A 17,235-nucleotide genomic window follows, 5' to 3' on the forward strand; every position below is an offset into this window, starting at 1 on the left:
GATGTATCCGTATAATGGAATAGTAAGACATTAAGTTTGTTTTTGAAATTTTGAGGCAAGGTCTATAGCTGCAAGAAGACTTGATAAGAGAGTTTCAGGATCGTCTGTTGTGTTGTTTAATTGTTCAATATACGCCAAGAATGCTGCATCAGCTTGGGGATAGTATTTTGTGTAATCAGCTTTAATAGACTTAAATATATCTTGTGCAGCATGACCACTTGCCCCAACTGGAATTACAACAAGACCGAGATTATGTGCAATTTCAAATTCCTTGATGCATCCATCGGCTACAACGATCTTATCACCTTCGCTTTTGTTACCCATGAAGAAAATTGCAATACCAGCATAACTAATAACTTCTTGACGGTATTGTTTCCATATTCTTTGTCGTTCATCTATCTCTTTGATGTATTGCGGAAATGGTCTCATTATTAGATGATCAGCAATACTATCACCGTGATTTTGATATACCTTCTGAATAGCCCCTGTAATCAAAGCATTTCCAATGCCTAAACCGATTCCTGATGAAATACGATATCCTTTTTCAATCAGGATATGCCCTAATCTACACAAAAATCCTTCAACTTTAGTTCGTGTCCAAGGTTCAAATACATGAGCACTCCCGGACAGAAAAATGGTATTACATCGATAAGTCATTTCGATTCGCCTCAAAATCGTAGCTATCTGGTCATAGCTGTCGATTAAGAGAACTTTAACTTGGAACCGCTTCAGATCGTTAATGACTAGTTGTTGTTTAATCTCTGCATGGTTAAAGTCTTCGTCATTGTCGTAGTCTGTTCGACTACATGTTTTAAATATGCAGTAATGCTGCCGTTGATGTTCATTAAAATGAATTCGAATTCGACTCATAACATAATCGAGATTCGGGTCAGTAAAACTAAAGCCAAGGAAAAGAAATGTTTTTGATATTAGATCACCACTTAATGCATTGATGAAAGGCCCAAATGACATTTGGTAACGTTCATAGTCATCTTTCGTTATTACAGCTTTATCTGGATGGTCGATATCACCGTGCATTTTGTAGATAACTGCATCTCGCTTTTTTTTAGTTATCGCTAGTTGGTTAGTTGTGTATTTAACATCTGGGATTTTCCCTGCCTGCTCTAGTGCTTTTTCAATAAGCTTGTCATAATTAGTCGTCCAATATGTTGAAATCGGCAATCGAGCGAGAATATTATGGTTCATTGTTGGTTCTCGACTTACCCCTATTTCATCCATCAATTGCTGATTAAGTTTTCCCCTACCATTCGCATTATTGTGATATTGAGCAAGACTCACTAGGTCATGTTCGCGTTCAATATCGATTCCCAGCTCTTCAGCTAATGGGGTTAACAGTCGCTTCCAGTTTACATAACCAGCAGGTACGGATAGACCTGCCCCAGCAAATATTGCGGCGTTATTCTCGTTAAGCTCTTTAACGAAGTCTCTTATAAAGAGATCTATAGGTTGGTTATTTAAACTTGCCATTAACCTTCCACCCAATCAGAGAAATTGTTGTAACCATCATTTTCCACCCAGTCGTATACAGCTTTAAGCTTAGATAGCTGAATGCATTTGCCTCGATATTCAACAGGTGCTAGATTTTCCAGTCGGTAGCTTGCCGAACCATCAATTTGAGTATACGGATTCCATTTACCATTTTTCCATTCAAGCATTGTGACTGTTTTACCTGACTCACTCCACTCCACAGCCAGATAATCAAAAGGATTTTTTCCAAGCTCTTTAGTGGTACTGTCTTTGCCTTTGATGCTATTGATGTGAACCCCTAGTAGATTGTTTTCTCGTTTAAAGCTTTTAAATATTTCATAACGAACCCATGGGCGGAGGTAAGTCTGAGATCCAATCAAAACGCACGTGGTACTGGTATTTGTTAGCCCTCCATTGATAAGACGTTTTAATTCAATATCGCCTTTTTTCCTCGCTTCTTCCCAGATAGATGCATCGAAGTAACCTGCTTGCTCTCTATTTGGTTTCATTCTCCAGTGATTGCGCACGACATTTGCTCGAAAATCGATTACATCTTGGTAATGAAAACTGAAAAATACTCGCTTTGCCATAGTTAGTCTCATGATTTTATTGTACTTATAAAATCCATGTTGGGCTGCGAAGCCTTAAAAACAAGTATTAATGTTAGATTTATTTGAAGATTGAGAAGTTGTATCCATTAACAAAACACGATGTGCTTATCTGTTTCTCATTAGGTTCCCAGGCATACCAGAACCAGCTCTGATTCTTCTTGTTACCGACAAATGACCATTGTTGGTGAGTAGACCTGCCCAGTCACCCGGGCAGATCCCTCCTCAGAACCGGACATGCAGAACTACCGCATCCGGCTCCCGACAGATCCCAGTCGTCACACCTATTCAGCAAGAATTGAACATTGAATGGACTTTCCAGCTTGAAGGATAACCCAGCACTTTCAGGATCAGAGTCAGCTTTTCCCACGTTAGCCCCCGACGCCCTCCCTTCCGGTTAAACCATCTGTAGAGTACCCGCTTGCTTTGGTAGATAAATTGCCCGACTCGTCTCTGGTTATCAGAAATACCGTGATAATTTATCCAGCCTTTGATAACCCTGATGACGATAGTCAGAACACGCCTTTTGTCAGGTGTATTCAGGTTCTTCCAGAGGAAGTCCCTGAGCCCCTTCAATTTGGCGGCAAAACGGTCTTTTCGACTGGTCAACTTCAGTCGCCAGAAACCCTTTCGCGATACCCCCCAATAGCAGGTAAATCCCAGAAAGTTAAACGTAGGTAAGCGTCCGCCAGACTGGTTAGCTCTCATTGCTGCTACGTGACCCGCCGGAATTAATTGCGATTTGTCACTGTGCAACGCCAGACCGTATTGACTCAGTCGTTTCGGTAATATCTTATAAAAGCGTTTTGCCTCACTCAGGAACTCAAAGGTAAACACCCTATCATCAGCGTACCTGACCATTTCTGCCCGACCATGAATGTGTGAACGGCTGATTTCATCAAACCATTCATCTATCACATAGTGCAGGTAGATATTGGCAAGTACTGACGATACGATTGACCCTTGGGGACATCCGCACACATTGTCGGATATCTGTTTATCCTCGATAACGGGTGCCGTTATTAAGACCTTGATGAGTCTGAGGAAACGGCGATCTGATATCTTCTTCCGCAGTCAATTCATCACCTCAATATGAGGTATCGTGTTAAAGTACTGTCGGATGTCAATTTCCACAACCGCCCCATTCCAGTTACGGTATGTTTGCTGTTGTAGTGCCTTCAATGCCGCATGGCAATTTAATCCCGGCCGAAACCCGTATGAACACGGCAGAAACAGCGGCTCATAAATTTGGCTGAGAATATCACTGACCGCAAGTTGCACCAGTTTGTCCTCTATGCACGAAATTGCCAGTGGCCGTTGACTACCATCCTCTTTCGGGATCTGCGTGATTCTGGCGGCTTTCGGGCGATACGTCCCTCTGCGTATTTGCAGGATGAGATTGTGAATATTCCCATCAAGATGTTCACCGTAAGCGGATTTTGTCATGCGATCAATACCTACCGCTTTATTCCCGTCAAGCCGTAGGAATTGTCCTTTCAGCATGTCACTGTTCAGCAGATGCCCTAAATTATTGAACACTTGCTGTTTGTTACAGGCTGATTTCTTGCCTATACGCTCAAGTTTTGTTAACCATGGTTGTCCGTCGTTGCTGTGTACGGTCATTGTTTCCCTCTCACGTTCGATCTGTCTGCCAGCCCTTCGCTCCGCGATCATTACTCGTTTCATTACTACTATGGCTGACTCCGACTTCCTGATACCCATCTCTCAGGCCTTGTGTTTTGGCACTTGTGCCCGATATACTCATTCCCTTGAGAGGTGTCAGGATCTCCTGGGTTCCGCACTGTTCTCTACAGACTCGCCGACGCCTGAGACTCCGGTGTGTGCTTCTGACTGGAAAAAAAATCGCCAGTGTGCCCATTCAGAAACTATTGCCTGCTGGTTCGACGATACCATCGGCACAACACAATCAGTGAATTTCGGAGTTATCACGTTCACCTATTGGTTTCGGCTCGAATGTTTCGCTGTCTACGCTTCATCTCCTTTGTTACCGCCGGAGATGCAAGACTCGCTACGTAGTGATCTGGCTAATCTTCTACGACGGGACTTTCACCCGCAAGAAACAGTGCAGCTTTTCCCAGCGCACCATCAATTTCACAGATAATTTGGCTTTTACTTCCCGCCAGAGGCCTTGTAGTTGACTGTTTTTGCTCAATTTTTAACATGCGAAGCACTGTATTTATGCCCACCTTCAGAACACGAGCGGTGTCTCTGATACTGCCGTTATTCACTGCCATACTCTCAATCTGGTCTTTCATTCCAGGTTTGCAGGTTTGGTAGGTGTAGTTCAGTTGAAAGGTTTTACGGCAGGCATAACAGTGATAATGCTGGTGTCCACTGCTTCCTTTTCATGCTCTTTGACCTCCTCTGATTTGTGGTAGTAACGACATTATAGTTAATATATTAATTTATGTGATAAGTAGTAGGCAATTATGTAATTAATCTCTTCCCCAGCACCAACTGCACATATATGATATATGTAGAGTATAAAACTGAGAGCAATGTAGAGCTAATAACTTCTTAAAGGCTGCTAGGTATTATAGAAGAAAATTATTTATGAATTAACAGCAGCCTTCTTAAGCCACATTGCAATAATGTGAAATCTATAAAAACACTCTATCAACTAAGAAAATGTTTATTTCATAGCATGAGGTTTTGTTTATGCACGTCGTTTACGGAGAAACTATTAACGGTGTAATAATGAAGGTTCTAGAAAAAGTGCTCACTGAAGGTGTCAGAGTATCTACTAGAAACGGGGATGCAATAACTATCTATGATGTCAGTATGATCTTGCAGAATCCGAGATCAAGGCATTTAAGTTTAGTTGGCCGAAAAAACAACATATTCTCCACTTTCGCTGAGACTATGTGGGTTCTAGCTGGTGACAACAGGATTAAACCATACCTAACTTTTTTTCTCCCGAGGGCACCCAAGTATTCAGATGATGGTGTTATTTGGCGAGCAGCTTATGGAGAGAGGCTATATGCCTATGGACAATTAGAAAATGTTATACAACAGTTTAAAGAAGACGGAATCTTTACTAGACGTGCAGTCATTAGTTTATACATGCCCGACAGAGATACTAATAAAAGTCTCAGAAATGTATACAATTTAGGAAATAGTTTAGATATACCCTGTAATAATTTAATACACTTCTTTATCACTCCAGACAAAAAGCTAAATATTAAAATTATTCAAAGAAGTGGAGATCTGATATTTGGTGTAAGTAATATAAATATTTTTGAGTTTAGCTTACTTCAAGAAATGGTACTTTGCATATTGCAAAGGGAAGTTGACAGCCAAATACAATTAGGATACCTGCATCAATCAGTCACAAACCTACATATTTATGAAAACAGAATACAGCAAGCTGAAGAAATATTAAAAAATAAAGAGCAGCAAATAACGAATCTCATAAATAATGATGAAATAACATTCCCTCCATCAGTATCCGAAACAAAGTTTTTATTTAATGATATAGTTTTATTTATAGAGAAAAAAATAACATCTAAATCCACCAAAATAAACACCTTTAATAAGGAAGTCGAAGAGTTAAAGGATATATTCGATAAATATTTTGTAAAAACTGAGGGCAACTTACTTTGGGGATACGCAGAAGCAACTTTAGCATATATTTTTCAAGAGAAACTTAATCAACCAATCGTATTAACCACCAAATTAAGTGATGATTTTAACTTAAGTGTAAGTTCAAGTTATTTCAATAAGTTCACTAAGGAAAATATATGAAAATTGCATTTATGGGAGTGTCAGGTAGTGGTAAGGATTTCCTGGCTGATTATTTAATATTAAATAAGAATTTTATTAAATTATCGTTTAGTGACCAGCTTAAGAAATTAGCTAACTATATTTACCCATGGATGGAAAAAGACTATCCTCCTGAAAGAAAAATGTTACCACTAAATATTACCCTACCTACAGGTGAATCAATCCATCACTCTCCCAGAGATATATGGCTAAACCTCAACAATCTAAGAAATATTGAAGAAAAAATATTTATCAGAATGCTCTCTGAAGAGTTAAAACTCTTGGAAGAAAATGGCAAAGTTAAAAAAAATATAATCATTACTGACATAAGGTCTAATGAAGAGTTTTTATGGTGTAAGAATAACCATTTTACTGTGGTTCATATCAACAGAAAAGACAATGATTATGAGAATTATGATATTGACAAGTATATAAGTAAAAATAAAATAAGAGCAGATTATCAATTTAATAATGATATAATAGGAATAAATAAATTTAAATCTTTCTTCGAAGAGGTATTATTCTGTGAATAGCAAAAATGATCAGCTTTTTTGTAATGTCAGAGAAAAGAAAATAAAAAACGCTAATCCTAGTTTGAATGAGGATGTTATTAAGGAATGGTTTCATCATCAACGAGAGCGAACGTCCATATATTATAAAAAAGAAATACTTAACCTTCCTCCTTTTTGGACAAATGACGAAATATTGAAAAAGTATAAATTTGTAAATACGAAAAGAATATGGGATAGAGAAACAAAGTGGTTATTAAAAAATGTAATTAAAAATAATTATGTAACTTATGAGAATAAGCTTCTTAATTCATTTTTGTTTAGAGTTATAAACAAAAGTAGCACCTTAACGAAAATTAACGCTCCTTTTGATTTCTCAAGAATGAATATTGATTACATCAATACAACAATCAGAGAAAAAACTCACACTATACATATAACAAATCCAGACTATGTGTTTTTTAGTGCCGCTTATATTTTAGGAGGTCCTAAAGTTAGTTTTGGAAGATTTCTATAAATAGAGGAGGGTATAACTGAAAAAGATATGGTTCTTAGGATGATAAAGTTTGTGTTTTACAACCAAGAAAAGATAGTAAAAGGAATCAAAGTAGCGGCGAATCAACTTGAAGTATTTAATCATCTTAAATCATTCCCTGGGATTGGGGACTTTCTTGCATATCAGATATTTATAGATTTTACATACATAGCAGTTTTCCCTTTTACTGAGATGAACTTTGTTGTTGCAGGTCCCGGATGTGAAAGAGGGATAAATTGGATTTTTTCTAACAGAGATGGAATGAACAGTGAAGAGTGTTTGTTTTGGTTTACAATGAACCAAAATAAAATTGCAGATAAGTATAATGAAAAATGGATCATGGATGAAATTTTTCACTTTCTACCTAAAGAAGAAAGAATCTATACTCTAATGGATATGGAGAACAGTGGCGCATGTGAAATTGACAAAAGATGCCGCACAAAGTTTAGTAACAAAAGACCAAAACAAAAATATCATTACCAATGACAATAATAACTTGAGATTATTTTGATATAACCAATCTCTTAGAAAAGGTTTAGAAATGACTAAAGAAATTAGGAAAAACGTCTTTGTTAGTCATCATCACAAAGACGATGCTAGTGTTGATGGAATTTCACGTTTAGCTGCTACAAAGGGTTATCAACTAAGAAATAGTTCTGTAAGAATGAAACCTGAAAACCAACGAAGAGTTGAGGAAAAAAAGGTTAGTGATAGAACAATAGCGCGTTTGCTGAGAATGAAAATGAGATGGGCTAGTCAAGTTATAGTCGTTATCGGCAAAGAAACACATACAAGACCTTGGGTAAACTGGGAAATTAAAGTAGCTCACCAACTTGGAAAACCAATCATAGGTGTATATGAAAATGGTTTAAAAGGAGATGTCAAACTACCAGAAAATCTCGAAAAATATGCAACCTCTATCGTAGGTTGGAGAAGTGACTCCATTATCAACGCATTAGAGGGTAATACTAGCTTTCAAAATCCCGATGGGACAGAACGAGATAAAATCCAAGGTAGGAATGTTGTATGCTAATCGAACCAGACTCTCATCTCTATGCCTATGCGATAACACGAGACTTCGGTTTTGCTCCTAACCCATTTCAAGGCAGGTGTACGTTGGCTACATGCAAACCTAAAATTAGGCAGTCTGCTAATGTAGGTGATTGGGTTTTAGGAATTGGTGGAGCTAATTTAAAACTAGTCAAAAGGAATTGTATTCTCTTAATGAAAATTACTGAAAAAATTAGTTTTAATGATTATTGGGAAGATCCTAGGTTTTCTATCAAAAAGCCAGTTCGAAATGGGAGTCATGTACAGATGTTGGGAGACAATATCTACCATCACGATGATAACGGTGAATGGATACAAGAAGATTCACACCATAGTAATGCTGATGGTTCATTTAATATGGCCAATTTAGAGCGTGATACTCGTTCTGATCAAGTATTGATTTCAGAACATTTCTATTATTTTGGAGATAAAGCTGTTGCAGTAGACTTAGAGTCAATTGGATATCATAGGAAAATTAGAGACTATATAAAAATTCGCTTAGATGACTGTATACCTGCTATTAATCTTATAAAAAAAATAGATCTTGAGTATAGAGGCGATAAAAATTTAGTCATTTCAGATCCATGTCAATTTTCTGATTTCTATAAGCGTGTTGATCAGAAAACTGGAGAGTTCTACTGAATATAAGAAGGTGATAGAGAGGCTCACTAGAGCCTGTAATGAGCTCTGGCAACATCAATACCGGCACAAATCATTTCAGTCATGGTTCTTCGGCTCCCATTCTTGCAAATGCGAATTTTGTTTCAAGCACTGTTCGGGTTTCTCGAAGAAAAGTAACAACCATGCGTCGAAAGCTCATTAACGGGCTTAATCCCTTGATGGTTATCTGACTGCATGATTGTTGCCAATTACCGGTCCGACTGGCGGTTATTATTGAAACCGCCACACTCAATGCGACTGAATTGGCTGAATATTGCCGTCAGAAAAGGTTCTATCATTTCACGCTCAAGATTTTAGGTGAAAAATTATCATTTACAAACTAGATTACAAATTAAAGTAGATTATTTCTATAATTTATTGCGAATCTTACGCTCAACCAGCTGGCCATGCTGATCAAAATATCGACTGGGCCAGATCTCTGAGGGATGGATGCCAAGGTAATTTGCGATAATCCATTCACCTTTAGGCCACGGCCTACTAAATGTATTTGCTAATGTCGATGAACTGAGTCCTGCCTCACGAGAAACTGCGGCTAAGGTTGTGCCACGTTTACGCAGTGCAGCGATGATATCGGCCTGATGCCAATCATTTCTAATGTTGTTATTCATTCCTGCTACCCCTTCCATTAATTAATATTGATGGTGGTGATTCAGACAGGGTTCGCAGTACCGGGACACTCGTCCGGCGAGACCGAAGTCTCCCCCGCCTGAACCACCATTGAAAAGGCGATAACAGGCACACTGGTAGAAACATCCTACCAGTGGAGTGTCTTTAAGGCTGCGAAACCTTACCATTAGATTTTGCTAATGGCGGGAATACTTTAACTGATTGTTTTATCTAACTCAATAACCGAACGGCTAAGTTGAACGACTATAAACCCGCTCAACATAACGCCCGCGGCCATCACCGTGCCCCAAATCCATTGAAACCAGCGCTCTTGCTTCCTGATGGCTAAAACCATTTTGTTGGTAAAAATTAAGCGCATCCTGCGCCCACGCATAGCGCAAACTATGGGGAGAATAGCAGCCGATTAAACCAATCTTTGTGGTATGTGCCCGCCAGTAGTTCATGGCCTGCCGGAGATCGGGTTTATCAATCAACCTGCCGCCACGTTGTTCTGTAATAACAATCGCCTGTTCAACAGCCTCTTTCACCGCTGCAATATCCAGTACGCGGGTTTGCCTTGGCCGGCCTCCTTTTGTACCAAAAACAACATGCAGTTTTGGCTCTGGTTGCTCTAATTGTTTGCGCCAGCTTTTCAATGACGCACTACATTGCACAGCTTCCTGAGAACGTAATCCCAGTAAGCGGGCAAGTTTCAAGGTGACGGCAAATCCAACATCACGTTCAAGCGCTTTCTGATAAACAACCTGAAATGTAGTATCAGGGATCGCCTGTTTCGTTCCGGCGCGGCTGGTGCCGCTTAATCCTAATGCCTGATTACTCAAGCGCGGCGAAGTTTCCAGTTTCTCACGACCAGCCATACGGAAGATATTACGCAGTGCCGCCATTTCATTTTGCACCGTTCGCTTAGCAATGCCTTGAGATAAGCGGGCATCAACATACTGTTCTACATGCTTGGTCTTCAAATGACCGAGACTTTTCACCTGAATATTCAGGCTCAACAACAATGCGCCCAGACGTCCGGCAATCCGAATGCGGTCATGGCAGGTTTTATGGCTGCCGCCGCCTTGCCGGGCAAAAAACTTTAATTCTTTCATCAATCGACTCATCCATTTTTCTCCACTGATATCCTACAACCTACGATCTCTGGCGCGCGTCAATGTGGCAAAACAAAATGCACCGGTTTTGCCCTTGACGAATATCTGTGCGCCAGAGTGAACGCAGGTTGAGGTATTGCGGGGTATCGGTTGAGTACACGGTACTGCCGCCTGTATGAACAGGTCATCCCCACCGGCGAAAAGCCAGCCTCGATATCGTCAAGTTCTCCTTTTCCAATCTAAAAATGCAGTGTCAGATTCACTGTATAGTGAAGCAGGCGTGAGTCTGTCAGGGTTGGGTTGTGCTTTGGCTGCGGCGTCACTTTCAGCGGTAACCCGCAAAAAGTGACGCCTTGAGTTTTCGAACAATCAGCAAAGACTATGAAAGCGTTGAAATACCAACGGGTACAGCAAAACGCCGCCAGATTCAATGTCAAACGGTAGTCATGCGTTAATGGTTTAGCGGTAGAAAAATTGTCTGTTGAATAATTCAAACAGGGATAGATAAAAGTATGAACGGATGCGCAAAAGCCATCCTGTTGTTCATTGAAGATAAATAGGATTTATGTTGATTTGAAAAGTCAGTGTATGAACCCACGTTCAACACCCTTCGGCGACAAGATAAAAACACCTTTTGGGCGTATTTTTAGTTTAAGAAACCTTCATTACCAGACAAGGGTTTTATGTCTGACAATATCTGCTTCCAAAGGTGGGCAGATGTACCGCAATCTTGCTCTCCCTTTCAGGCTACAGGAGTTTTGTTTCGCCACCCGAAGGCGATCCTGACAGGCGATGGATCTTTGATAACAATTAAATATTTTATCGGTTGGAACGAGTAGGGTCAAATTTTTATTTGATATGAAATTGAGAAAAAACGATAGGGATAATCTAGGTAACAGCTCTTCCTACCGCTTTCAAAGTAAATTTTCTTATTGAGGTCTGTGATGATTCCCTTATACTTATCTGCTATGCAGCCATTCGCTCTCCATTAAAGGAGACATATGTCCTCCTATCCAATTAATTAACCGTGCATTTAGTCGGCTGGCAAAAGTATGTTGTAGTAAAGGAGGTGTTAGCAAATCTTGCTGTGTGATTACATAGCTAACTGGACAGCTCAAGTTAGTTATACGTGGTGGTGGCGGAGCAAGTAATAACTGCACTGGCTCACTTGGTGCTAAAGGAACAGATTGGCCTAAAAGTGTGAGGAAGCGTTCAGGTTTATGTAAGTGGATACGACCACTACTTATATCCAACCTACAAATTTCTGATAACGCCTCTTGTCCACTCTCTTGATAGCTTTCAAAAGCACTGCCACCTTGGCTAGTCAGCGCACTCAATAACCATAAATGGCTAACCTTTTCTCCCAATCGTGCTGCCAGGCATTGTGCTAGATATCCTCCGAAACTGTGACCAATAATTTCTATTGGTTTATTAAAAGTCGAGGCAAGCATTTCTGCTTCATCTAACCAATATTGGAGGTCACACTCTGATTGGTCTCTAATATCATCTACATCTTCCCCAATCAAATTTGGAGACCAAACACCACGACGTAAAAAAAAACCTGAAATCAGAATACGTGCAGTCATAGTGTAGTTACCCCACTTTGTGTCCGTTTCATCGCATTTACAGTACGTTGTAGTATCATGGTGAGCAAACAAAGCCCAGCCAGACTAAGAAAAAGTATCTGGTGGTTGCCAAGATCCAACATTAAACCACCATACAATGGAGCAACGGCACTACCCAGTAGGTAGAGGTTAGCGGCACCAAAATAGCTCCCACGTAACGCATTTGGGGTTATCTGATCCACTTCAACACTGAAGGTAGGGAATACTACCAATTCCCCCAGACTAAGGATGATCGTTGCTATAGCGAGCATATAAAATTGTGTAACAGGAGCAAAAGCGAATAACAGCTGTGCCAGTAACATCATTAATAGTCCTGTTATTAGCCTAACTCCAGTCGAATAACGTTGTAACAGACGTAATAAGGGAAACTGAGAGATAATAATAGTCAGAGCATTAATCGCAATCAGGGTAGCAATCAACGACATAACATTTGGTACATGACTACGAGTGAGATATTGGACCAATGTGGAATCAAAGCTGGCATATACTAAGGCTGCTAACATATTACAAAGCATCAACAAAGCAAAAAGTCGATGACGGATCATTTGTCCGCAGGCGGCAAAAAACGTAGAAGATGTGGTACTAGTTTGCTTTGGTGTAGTACTTCGCCATACGGTATAGTGCAGTGAGCGCCATAGTAACAGACCATAAATAAAATAGATTGAGGCAGTGATTAAAAAGGTTAAGCCTTGTTTGTCAACACCTAAGGTCACCCCAAATAATGGGCCTACCGCAGCGCCGGCATTGATAGCGTAATAACGGCAATAGAGTGCCAGCTCACGCGAAGCCTTATCATTAATACGATCTCCTATCAATGCCTTGCAGCTGGATTCAAGTAGAGCACAACCGATACTGACACCAGCAATACCAATGCCATACAGTGCGGGGTTATTACCATAGCTTAGCAAGACAAAAGCCAGTGCACTCAATGTGGTTCCACAAAGTATAAGGCGTTTACGACCAAAACGATCTGATAACCAACCAGTATAGACGCCGCTGATTGCACCAAAGATGATAGCTATGGAGAGTAAGGCACCAATGGTAGTTGCAGAGAAGTTGAACTGGCGGTACAAGATCACTGCTAAAAAAGGCCAGATCATAAAATAGGCTCCCCGCGTTAGCAGGGTGCCTACCAACATCAAATGAATTTCTGCAGGTAGAGCACGAAAACGTGCCAAGGTAAAGGTTTTACTCTGCATCGGATCACCATGTCTTATCTGCCAGGACGCCACCACGCAAAGTTCCTGCGTCTACACTATGAAACAAAGGCAAAAAACTTGTGGGTAATGGACGAGTAAACTCACTGCTAAGCCAACAACGCAACAAGCAACGATCATGTTTTTCATCATTTTCAAAACAAGTGCGAGCATGTAATGTAATGTGGTTATTGACCATTACCAACATTCCTTTACTGAAGTTCAGTTCAGCGTAATGACCAGGCTGTTCAACAATTGAATCCATATCTGTTAACATCTGTTTGATTTCTTGTGACTGCTCTATGCCATGGCGAACTACTGAGTCGTTAAATTTACGTATATAACGTAAAACGAATTGATCATGATTTTCACTCAATAGCGGCAAAGCAATCCAAGATTGATCACCTTCATCACGCAAATCATGAGGAATGGGCTTTTTTAGGTGAGAAAGCCAAGTAAACTGGCGTTGTTCTGCTTGCAATACTACATCGGCAGAAGAACGAATGCGAAAAGCACCTCCGCGAGCAGCAGGGCTCCAACAACCCAGCACAGTGATATCTGCCCTATCAGAATGAAAAGCGAGCTCTTGATTAGTTAAGTGTCCACGTTGTGGCATATTAAGACTATCGCGTACACCATGATCACGAACTTCTTTTAAGTAATGTCCTTGTTTGTTAATTGAAACTGGAATACCAAACCAAAGGCAAAACTTATTAAACAATGCTCGAAATGGCTCAGCCGATAGAGATTTGAGCATTGGGGAATCATGCACTACTACACCACTTTCCAACTCAAGTTCTCGATGCAAATTACGACGCAATATATCATCGCTTTTATCAGGTTGATAGCCTTCCGCCATTGCGCTAAGCAGAGCTTCCAGCGACTGATTAAAACGAGCCGAACGTTCAAACACGATATTTCCTCGCCAGGCAATCGGGCGCGGGTAGGAAGAAAAACTCATAAATTCACCTCATATTCTTGTTGCCAAAGGGAAAGCGTAGTTAGAGTAAAAAGTTGAGTATTATCCGCCGTTTCTATATATGCAGGCGTTAAATTCACCAGACCGATATTGCGTAATGTCTCGCAGTGTTCCTGCAGATAATGACGCATTTCCTGTACTGCTTTAGGCCAATAGGCGAAGGGTAATCGGAAGTGCTGCTTAGGTTTCCATTGCCAGTTTGGTAGCCGTTTCTTGAGTAAATTACATAGTGGGGCTTTAGTTATACCATCCACAAGGCGTGTAGAACGACTTGCCAGCATACCGAGTCCAGCATGTAAATAAGGTGTCCGAGCTTCAATTGTGCGTGACATCAGGAGATGATCAGCTCGACGCAGCAGAGGCTCCAAAGAGTAATGCAGATCGAAATAGTCAATAGCTGCTTCATACCCTTTCTTTAGGGCTGAATGAGAAATTTCTTCAATTTGATCATTCAATTCAGAAGCAATTTTAGAAGAAAATAACTTTGCTTTGTTTTGGTAGTCGCCGAACCAAATGCGAGCAAAGCTGCCTGCATCATGTATCTTTGATTGTTGTAGGTCAAGGTGGCGAGGATAGCCCCAGAACAACTCGTCAGCACCCTCCCCCAACAATACACAGTGGTATCCTGCATCCCCGACTGCATCCGCTAATTGTTGATACATCAGCAGGCTAGACATACGGGTTGCTGTACCAAAGTTTTTTACCGCCTTTCGCAACACAGGCATAAAAGCGGCTTGTTCCAGATAAATCCGATGCAAATTGGGTTGTTGGTGCACTGACTCCTCGGCACTTTCTAAGGCCAAAGTGAATTTAGCTATATCAGGCTTCATCCAGGTATTAAGCAGAGTTGAGTCTATCCCTCCACTGAGTAACAGTGCTGATGGACGAAATGTCGCTTTACAATGGCTGATAGCCTCACCTAATGTTTCTTCAATTGAATGCGATGATGGTTCAGTTTGAGGAGAAAAATGCTGGCGTTGAATCAACTGTGCTTGCCCTTTGCTAAGCGTAAATCTTAACTGCTCCCCGGGGGCGACAAGGCGTATACCGGAAAATAAACTTTCGCCTTCTAAAGTAACCCCTGTTGCCACAGCCTGAGCTATCGCAGCGATATTTGGTGCACACTCACCCAACAAAGTCAGTATCGGTGTAAGCTCGGATGAAAATATCAGCCGTCCACGATCTGCTTGATAAAAATAGTAGAGAGGTTTGATGCCGTAACTATCACGTTGTAGTGTCAATGAAGCACTATGCGGTTGCCATAATGCCAGCGCAAACATTCCATCTGGCAGTATTCCTTTTTTTATTCCCTCACAAAGCAAGCGAACTTCATCCACAATTCCCACATTTGGAGAGTAAACTTCACCATTATATGCGGCATAAGTTTCTCCATATTTCACTGGTATTGGTAGTGAGGCTGCACTAGACATTGGCAGGCGTGTCATTCCTAATGCACCTGCAGGCAAGTCAACAAATCCATTACCATAAGGACCTCGATGATGAAGATCCTGAAGTGCTTGACGAAAACGAGCACCATCAAACCCTGGTCCAATATCACCCAAAATGCCACACATTATGATACTCCCTGGGTAATAAGTTCAGTAATAGCGCATCGGTCGTGTTTACCGGCACCATTTAGTGGGAGTTTTTTATTGAGGCAAAAAACAGAACGCGGGGCACGGGATATACCTAAATGCTGCTGTAACCAAATTAGCAGAACACTTTCTTGCCCAAGTTCTCCTTGAATAACCGCGATGTAATCTTCACCATAAATATCACAGTGCACTTTCAGACAACATACATCTATCACATCACTACGGGTATTTAACAATTGTTCACATTCGTTAAGGTGGAACAGATTTCCCCCTTTATTTACCGTTCCATCCACGCGACCCAGCACATAAAACCCACCCTGCTCATCGAAATAGGCTATATCTTGGGTATCCAACCAGCCATCATGTACCATTTGTGCCGTTAGCTCAGGCTGATTTACATATCCTGAAAACAGACTGGGTGTTTTCACCCATAATCGCCCGCGAAAACCAGGTTGGGTAATTTCATGGCCCTGTTCATCAGTTAAACGTAGTGTCAGGCCAACAGCAGGTCCTACCGTATTGTCAAATCTATTTCTATTTAAGCGACCAAATAAAAAGGCAAAGCCACACTCACTCAATCCATAAATGTTCGCTAGCGGAGCAAAATTACGCTGAAATTCATCTTGTAAACCAGCATCCAAGCGAGCTGAACCAGACACGCACAATAAGCGGGATAATGGAAAAGGAACCGTGAGCGGAACCCCTTCCTTAACCATAAAATTGACAATGGGTGGAACCATATAGAGAAAACTGATATTGAATCGTTCTACTAGCGACCAAAATTGTATGCAGTCAGACCAGCAATGTTGCGGAAGTAGTACTACACTGCCACCATATAGTAAGGGAAACAGGAAGTTGATACCAAGTATCCCTAATCCGCTAACTCGATAAAAGCAGCCGGCACGAGTATGTTCTCCTATCTTTAGGCAGCGCTGACCAATGGCATAAGCGCTCACCATAGCTTGCTGACTGAGAACGATACCTTTAGGTTTACCTGTAGTTCCTGAGGTAAAAATAATCATTCTGCTATTTGCGGCTGCATGCTCATCAAACATCTCAACAGAATCGAATGAAAAGTCAGGAATAAATTGCAATGTGGCAAACTCATCCTGAATAGGGACAGCACTTACCAATATCTGTAGCACCATCTCATCAATAATTGCCTGTTTTGCTGTAATACCCCATTCAGGATCGATTAGGACCAAATCTTTTCCTGAACGGATAACGCCATAAATCATACACAGGCAGTTATAGCTGTTGTCCAGTATCACACCAATACCTTTGCCAGGTAAATCCGCAAACTGCCAAGCCAAAGCATCGACAAGCATATTGGTTTCTTTCCATCGATATTCAATAGCTGATTCGGGTTTTAAGGCATCAATCAACAAAGATTGCTGTGGCGAACTAAGGGCTTTCTTACGGAGTGTAGTATCCAGCGTGATAGGCAGATATTCCATCTGTCCTC

At 40.8% G+C, this 17,235-nt stretch carries 14 protein-coding genes and 3 pseudogenes; 5 read left to right on the forward strand and 12 right to left on the reverse strand.

Annotated elements, in window-relative coordinates; all coding sequences use genetic code 11:
• Nucleotides 1–30: 30 nt before the first annotated feature.
• From WDV75_RS11255 to WDV75_RS11270, 5 genes and pseudogenes are all read right to left on the reverse strand, one after another.
• On the reverse strand, nucleotides 31–1,488 hold the full coding sequence (locus WDV75_RS11255; protein WP_273559824.1) for an SIR2 family protein: 1,458 nt from the start codon (nucleotides 1,486–1,488) through the stop codon (nucleotides 31–33).
• Nucleotides 1,488–2,078, reverse strand: coding sequence for a TIR domain-containing protein (locus WDV75_RS11260; RefSeq protein WP_273559826.1), 591 nt, complete (start codon nucleotides 2,076–2,078; stop codon nucleotides 1,488–1,490). The genes WDV75_RS11255 and WDV75_RS11260 overlap by 1 nt, the downstream gene beginning before the upstream one ends.
• 112 nt (nucleotides 2,079–2,190) lie before the next feature.
• Nucleotides 2,191–2,283, reverse strand: a pseudogene (locus tag WDV75_RS22125) (IS1 family transposase); the annotation flags it as partial.
• Between the two features lie 101 nt (nucleotides 2,284–2,384).
• Nucleotides 2,385–3,719 (reverse strand): annotated as a pseudogene (locus WDV75_RS11265) (reverse transcriptase domain-containing protein).
• Nucleotides 3,720–4,141: 422 nt separating this feature from the next.
• Nucleotides 4,142–4,372 carry an IS1-like element transposase gene (locus WDV75_RS11270; protein ID WP_338859806.1) on the reverse strand — a complete coding sequence of 77 codons (231 nt, stop codon included), beginning with the start codon at nucleotides 4,370–4,372 and terminating at the stop codon, nucleotides 4,142–4,144.
• A 403-nt stretch (nucleotides 4,373–4,775) separates the two neighbouring features.
• Here WDV75_RS11270 and WDV75_RS11275 point away from each other — a divergent pair, with 403 nt between their 5' ends.
• The 5 genes and pseudogenes from WDV75_RS11275 to WDV75_RS11295 all read left to right on the forward strand — a co-directional run bounded on the left by WDV75_RS11275 (nucleotide 4,776) and on the right by WDV75_RS11295 (nucleotide 8,615).
• A complete protein-coding gene (locus tag WDV75_RS11275) occupies nucleotides 4,776–5,861 on the forward strand; it encodes a thymidylate synthase (RefSeq protein ID WP_338859808.1) in 1,086 nt (361 codons plus the stop codon).
• The gene (locus tag WDV75_RS11280) at nucleotides 5,858–6,412 is read left to right on the forward strand and encodes an adenylate kinase (RefSeq protein ID WP_273559830.1); all 555 of its coding nucleotides are present in this window, start codon (nucleotides 5,858–5,860) and stop codon (nucleotides 6,410–6,412) included. The genes WDV75_RS11275 and WDV75_RS11280 overlap by 4 nt, the downstream gene beginning before the upstream one ends.
• Nucleotides 6,405–7,409: pseudogene (locus WDV75_RS11285) on the forward strand (nucleotide kinase domain-containing protein). Before WDV75_RS11280 ends, WDV75_RS11285 begins: the two are co-directional and overlap by 8 nt.
• A gap of 55 nt (nucleotides 7,410–7,464) precedes the next feature.
• Nucleotides 7,465–7,956, forward strand: coding sequence for a TIR domain-containing protein (locus WDV75_RS11290; RefSeq protein ID WP_273559832.1), 492 nt, complete (start codon nucleotides 7,465–7,467; stop codon nucleotides 7,954–7,956).
• Entirely contained in the window at nucleotides 7,950–8,615 is a 666-nt protein-coding gene (locus WDV75_RS11295) for a hypothetical protein (RefSeq protein ID WP_273559834.1), read from the forward strand. The genes WDV75_RS11290 and WDV75_RS11295 overlap by 7 nt, the downstream gene beginning before the upstream one ends.
• 386 nt (nucleotides 8,616–9,001) lie before the next feature.
• Here the strand turns inward: WDV75_RS11295 and WDV75_RS11300 are convergent, their stop codons facing one another.
• The 7 genes from WDV75_RS11300 to WDV75_RS11330 form a co-directional block, all read right to left on the reverse strand.
• Nucleotides 9,002–9,262 (reverse strand): helix-turn-helix domain-containing protein, encoded by a 261-nt coding sequence (locus tag WDV75_RS11300; RefSeq protein ID WP_273559836.1) that lies wholly within the window; start codon nucleotides 9,260–9,262, stop codon nucleotides 9,002–9,004.
• A 249-nt stretch (nucleotides 9,263–9,511) separates the two neighbouring features.
• Nucleotides 9,512–10,387, reverse strand: a complete 876-nt coding sequence (locus tag WDV75_RS11305; RefSeq protein WP_273559839.1) for an integrase domain-containing protein — start codon at nucleotides 10,385–10,387, stop codon at nucleotides 9,512–9,514.
• 947 nt (nucleotides 10,388–11,334) lie between these two features.
• On the reverse strand, nucleotides 11,335–11,961 hold the full coding sequence (locus tag WDV75_RS11310; RefSeq protein WP_273559842.1) for an alpha/beta fold hydrolase: 627 nt from the start codon (nucleotides 11,959–11,961) through the stop codon (nucleotides 11,335–11,337).
• Nucleotides 11,958–13,235, reverse strand: a complete 1,278-nt coding sequence (locus WDV75_RS11315; protein WP_273559844.1) for an MDR family MFS transporter — start codon at nucleotides 13,233–13,235, stop codon at nucleotides 11,958–11,960. The genes WDV75_RS11310 and WDV75_RS11315 overlap by 4 nt, the downstream gene beginning before the upstream one ends.
• Nucleotides 13,204–14,157, reverse strand: a complete 954-nt coding sequence (locus WDV75_RS11320) for a TauD/TfdA family dioxygenase (RefSeq protein WP_273559846.1) — start codon at nucleotides 14,155–14,157, stop codon at nucleotides 13,204–13,206. Before WDV75_RS11320 ends, WDV75_RS11315 begins: the two co-directional genes overlap by 32 nt.
• Nucleotides 14,154–15,749, reverse strand: a complete 1,596-nt coding sequence (locus tag WDV75_RS11325; RefSeq protein WP_273559848.1) for an asparagine synthetase B family protein — start codon at nucleotides 15,747–15,749, stop codon at nucleotides 14,154–14,156. The genes WDV75_RS11320 and WDV75_RS11325 overlap by 4 nt, the downstream gene beginning before the upstream one ends.
• Nucleotides 15,749–17,227 (reverse strand): ANL family adenylate-forming protein, encoded by a 1,479-nt coding sequence (locus tag WDV75_RS11330; protein WP_273559850.1) that lies wholly within the window; start codon nucleotides 17,225–17,227, stop codon nucleotides 15,749–15,751. Before WDV75_RS11330 ends, WDV75_RS11325 begins: the two co-directional genes overlap by 1 nt.
• Nucleotides 17,228–17,235 lie beyond the last annotated feature (8 nt).

It is taken from the genome of Xenorhabdus griffiniae, assembly GCF_037265215.1.
Taxonomy (GTDB): Bacteria; Pseudomonadota; Gammaproteobacteria; order Enterobacterales; family Enterobacteriaceae; genus Xenorhabdus; species Xenorhabdus griffiniae.

Bases quoted from the DNA above. Each gene is read 5' to 3' on its own strand.
- WDV75_RS11255 (WP_273559824.1), bottom strand. From the start codon at position 1,488: ATGGCAAGTTTAAATAACCAACCTATAGATCTCTTTATAAGAGACTTC.
- WDV75_RS11260 (WP_273559826.1), bottom strand. From the start codon at position 2,078: ATGGCAAAGCGAGTATTTTTCAGTTTTCATTACCAAGATGTAATCGAT.
- WDV75_RS11270 (WP_338859806.1), bottom strand. From the start codon at position 4,372: ATGAAAGACCAGATTGAGAGTATGGCAGTGAATAACGGCAGTATCAGA.
- WDV75_RS11275 (WP_338859808.1), top strand. From the start codon at position 4,776: ATGCACGTCGTTTACGGAGAAACTATTAACGGTGTAATAATGAAGGTT.
- WDV75_RS11280 (WP_273559830.1), top strand. From the start codon at position 5,858: ATGAAAATTGCATTTATGGGAGTGTCAGGTAGTGGTAAGGATTTCCTG.
- WDV75_RS11290 (WP_273559832.1), top strand. From the start codon at position 7,465: ATGACTAAAGAAATTAGGAAAAACGTCTTTGTTAGTCATCATCACAAA.
- WDV75_RS11295 (WP_273559834.1), top strand. From the start codon at position 7,950: ATGCTAATCGAACCAGACTCTCATCTCTATGCCTATGCGATAACACGA.
- WDV75_RS11300 (WP_273559836.1), bottom strand. From the start codon at position 9,262: ATGAATAACAACATTAGAAATGATTGGCATCAGGCCGATATCATCGCT.
- WDV75_RS11305 (WP_273559839.1), bottom strand. From the start codon at position 10,387: ATGAGTCGATTGATGAAAGAATTAAAGTTTTTTGCCCGGCAAGGCGGC.
- WDV75_RS11310 (WP_273559842.1), bottom strand. From the start codon at position 11,961: ATGACTGCACGTATTCTGATTTCAGGTTTTTTTTTACGTCGTGGTGTT.
- WDV75_RS11320 (WP_273559846.1), bottom strand. From the start codon at position 14,157: ATGAGTTTTTCTTCCTACCCGCGCCCGATTGCCTGGCGAGGAAATATC.
- WDV75_RS11325 (WP_273559848.1), bottom strand. From the start codon at position 15,749: ATGTGTGGCATTTTGGGTGATATTGGACCAGGGTTTGATGGTGCTCGT.
- WDV75_RS11330 (WP_273559850.1), bottom strand. From the start codon at position 17,227: ATGGAATATCTGCCTATCACGCTGGATACTACACTCCGTAAGAAAGCC.